This is a genomic window from Streptomyces sp. NPDC058157 (assembly GCF_042884105.1).
GTDB lineage: Bacteria > Actinomycetota > Actinomycetes > Streptomycetales > Streptomycetaceae > Streptomyces.
Map to the genome: position 1 here is coordinate 1 of NZ_JBHVUQ010000234.1, position 3,350 is coordinate 3,350.

At 72.2% G+C, this 3,350-nt stretch carries 4 protein-coding genes; all 4 read right to left on the bottom strand.

The window, feature by feature from the left end:
- Positions 1 to 186 precede the first annotated feature (186 nt).
- Positions 187 to 1,167 carry a zinc-binding dehydrogenase gene (locus ACFVXK_RS33695; protein ID WP_389619523.1) on the bottom strand — a complete coding sequence of 327 codons (981 nt, stop codon included), beginning with the start codon at positions 1,165 to 1,167 and terminating at the stop codon, positions 187 to 189.
- A gap of 129 nt (positions 1,168 to 1,296) precedes the next feature.
- Complete coding sequence (locus ACFVXK_RS33700) at positions 1,297 to 1,881, bottom strand: TetR/AcrR family transcriptional regulator (RefSeq protein WP_389619526.1); 585 nt, start codon at positions 1,879 to 1,881, stop codon at positions 1,297 to 1,299.
- A 25-nt stretch (positions 1,882 to 1,906) separates the two neighbouring features.
- Positions 1,907 to 2,611 carry a response regulator gene (locus ACFVXK_RS33705; protein WP_389619529.1) on the bottom strand — a complete coding sequence of 235 codons (705 nt, stop codon included), beginning with the start codon at positions 2,609 to 2,611 and terminating at the stop codon, positions 1,907 to 1,909.
- Positions 2,608 to 3,350 (bottom strand): sensor histidine kinase (locus ACFVXK_RS33710; protein ID WP_389619531.1); only part of this gene is annotated, 743 nt, incomplete at its 5' end. The genes ACFVXK_RS33710 and ACFVXK_RS33705, both read right to left, overlap by 4 nt.

Here is a 3,350-nt window from a genome sequence, read left to right on the forward strand (position 1 = left end):
GATCTACGACGGCCGGCAGTACGCACCGAACGAGCAGGTCAACGTGACCATGGACACCGCCCACACCCTCAGGGCGGTCTTCATCGAGGCCTGAGGCCCGGGGCAGGCGTGCAGTGGTCGCAGGACCCGGCCGCCGCCGGCGCCGCTGCCGCCGACCCCTTTCAGAAGCACCTCCCCGGCGGGGGCTCAGTCGAGGACGACGACCATCTTGCCGAGGGCTGCCCCGGCTTCCATGATCCGGTGGGCTTCGACGATCTCGTCGAACCGGAAGACCCGGGTGGGACGGGCCCGGAGGATGCCGGCGCCGATCTTGTCGTAGATCTGGTCCAACGGCACGTCGGTGAGGGGGAACGCGGGGGTGCCCAGGACGAAGGCGCTGCCGAAGAAGCTGAACCGGACCCCGCTGGGGAGGTCGCCGATCGGGTCGAAGTCGCGCACCGGCTCGAATCCGCCCAGGAAGCCGAGCTGGCACACCCGCCCGCGAGGCCGGACCACGGCCAGCGAGTCGCGCAGGACCTTGTTGCCGACGACGTCGAACACCGCGTCGACGGCGATGCCCCGCTCGCCGACCTGGACGGCGAGCGCGCCGTCGTCGATGAGCGTGTCGTCGGCACCGAGTTCCTTCAGCAGGGGCACGTGCGCCGGGTTCCGGGTCGTGGCGAGCACGGTCGCGCCGTGGTCGACCGCGAGGCCGACCGCGGCCTGGCCGAGCGAGGAGGTCGCTCCCCGCACCAGGACCGTCTCGCCCGGCCGCAGGTCCAGGTTGTCGAACAGGCCGCTCCACGCCGTCGCGTACACCTCGGGGACCGCGGCCAGGTCGGCCCAGCCGAGCGAGGAGTGCACCGCCACCACGTTGGTCGCCGGAACGGTCACCAGTTCCGCGTAGCTGCCGTTGCGGGTACGGCCCATCCCGCCGAGGATCGCCACCACCCGGGTCCCGGAGGGGAGTCTGCCGGACGGGTCGGCCTCGACCAGCCCGGCGCATTCGATCCCGGGGACGGCCGCCACCTCTCCCCAGGCGCCGCTGCGCATGTACGCCTCCGCGTGGTTGAGGCCGAAGGCCTTCACCCGGATGAGCACTTCGCCGTCGGCGGGCACCGGATCGGGCAGTTCGGTGAAGGTGAGTACCTCGGGGCCACCGTGGGCGGAGATGACTATGGCCTTCATGTCTCGACTCCATTCTTGAGCGGATATTCAACTATTGGTGCGGGAAAAGAGCCACCGCGTGCGGTGGCCCGCGTGTGACCCGTACGGCCTGTGTGACCTGTGTGACTTGCGTGACCCGTGTGGCCGCCGTCAGCCGAGAGCGGCGAAGGCGTTGTCGACGATCGCCCGCAGGAGCGCCTCGTCGGGGTTGGCCTTCCCGACGACCATCAGCCCCTGGCAGGTCGCGACCAGCAGCCTGGCGCTGCCGGCGCAGTCCAGCCCGGCACGCACCTGGCCCCTGCGGACGGCGTTCTCCAGCGCGTGGGTCATGCACCGTTCGAGCCGGGCCAGGTGGCCCCGGACGACGGCCGCCGCCTCGTCGTCCTCGGCGGCCTTCTCGATCGCCGTGTTGACGAGCAGGCAGCCCTGTCGGCCCTCGGGGCTGAGCAGGTCGCGGACCAGCCCGTCGAAATAGCCGCGGATCTCGGCCACCGAGGCCCCCGCGGCCTCCAGCTCGCCGAGCTTCTCGGGGACGACCAGCCTGGAGTAGCGCTCCAGCGACTTCAGGAACAGCGTGTGCTTACCGCCCGGGAAGGCGCTGTAGAGACTGCCGGGCTTCACCCCGGTCGCCTTCACCAGATCCTCGATGGACGTCGCCCGGTACCCGCGCTCCCAGAACCGCAGCATGGCCGCGTTCAGGACGGTGTCGGGCTCGAACTCGCGAGGTCTGGGCATGGGGCAAAGATAGATGAGCGACCATTCAAGAACAACCCCCGCGCCCGCGCCGGCTGTTGTCCGGCGACACGAGTCCGGACTCGTAGGCCGCGATCACCAGCTGGGCGCGGTCCCGGGCGGCCAGTTTGGCCAGGAGGCGGCCGATGTGGGTCTTGATCGTGCCCATGCTCAGGTGGAGGTGGGCGGTGATCTCGTCGTTCGACAGGCCCCGTGCGATCAGTTCCAGTACTTCGCGCTCCCGTCGTGTGAGCCCCGTCAGGCCGTCAGGCCCCTGGCCCGGGAGGGGCCCGGGGCGGCCGGCGAACTCCTGGATCAGGCGGCGGGTGACCGACGGGGCCAGCAACGCGTCACCCGCGGCGACGACGCGGATCGCGGCCAGCACCTCCGTCGGCGGGGAGTCCTTGAGGAGGAACCCCGCCGCACCGGCGCGGAGGGCCGCGTAGACGTACTCGTCGAGGTCGAAGGTGGTCAGGATCAGCACCCGCACTCCGGCCGTGTCCGGGGAGCCGCAGATCCGCCGGGTCGCCTCGATGCCGTCCATGACGGGCATCCGGACGTCCATGAGCACCACGTCCGGCCGGTGGGCGCGTGCCATCTCCACCGCTTCGGCCCCGTCCCCGGCCTCTCCGACGGCGGTGAGGCCGGGCTCGTTCTCGACGAGGATCCGGAAGGAGCCCCGCAGCAGCACCTGGTCGTCGACGACGAGTACGCGGGTGGCGTCGTCGGTCACGAGGCGCTCCCCGTCCTGCCCGTGGTGTCCTGCGGCAGGCGGGCCGAGACGGCGAAGCCCCCCTCGGGGCGCCGGCCCGCACGGAAGGTTCCGCCGTACATGACCGCGCGCTCCCGCATGCCGACCAGCCCGTGCCCTCCGGACGGGCTGCGGGCGCCCGGGTCGCCACCGCCGCGTCCGCCGTCGTCCTCGACGTCGATCCGTACCTCGCGGGTGTCCGCTTCCACCGTGACCCGGCAGCGGGCGGGGGCGGCGTGCTTCACCGCGTTGGTCAGGGATTCCTGGACGATCCGGTGCACGGCCAGGGCGACTCCGGCGGGCAGGCCGCCGTCCGGGACCCGGACGTCCAGGTCGACCGCCACTCCGGCTCGCCGTGCCTGCTCGGCCAGTTCGGGAAGCGCGTCGACACCCGGGGCCGGGCCCAGGGGTGCCCCGGCGCGCAGCACTCCCAGGGTGCGCCGCATCTCGGTCATCGCGGAGCGGCTGGTCCGCTCGATGACGCGCAGCGCGTCCACGGCCTCTTCGGGGTGGTGCGGGGCGACATGGCCGGCCACGCCCGCCTTCACGGCGATCAGGCTGAGGCTGTGCGACACGATGTCGTGCAACTCGCGGGCGATCCGCAGCCGTTCCTCGGCGATGGCACGTTCGGTGCGGAAGGCCTCGCGGTCGGCTTCCCGGGCCCGGCGCGCCCGCACCGCGAGACCCGCGGCCCAGCTGACCCCGAGGACCAGCCACACGA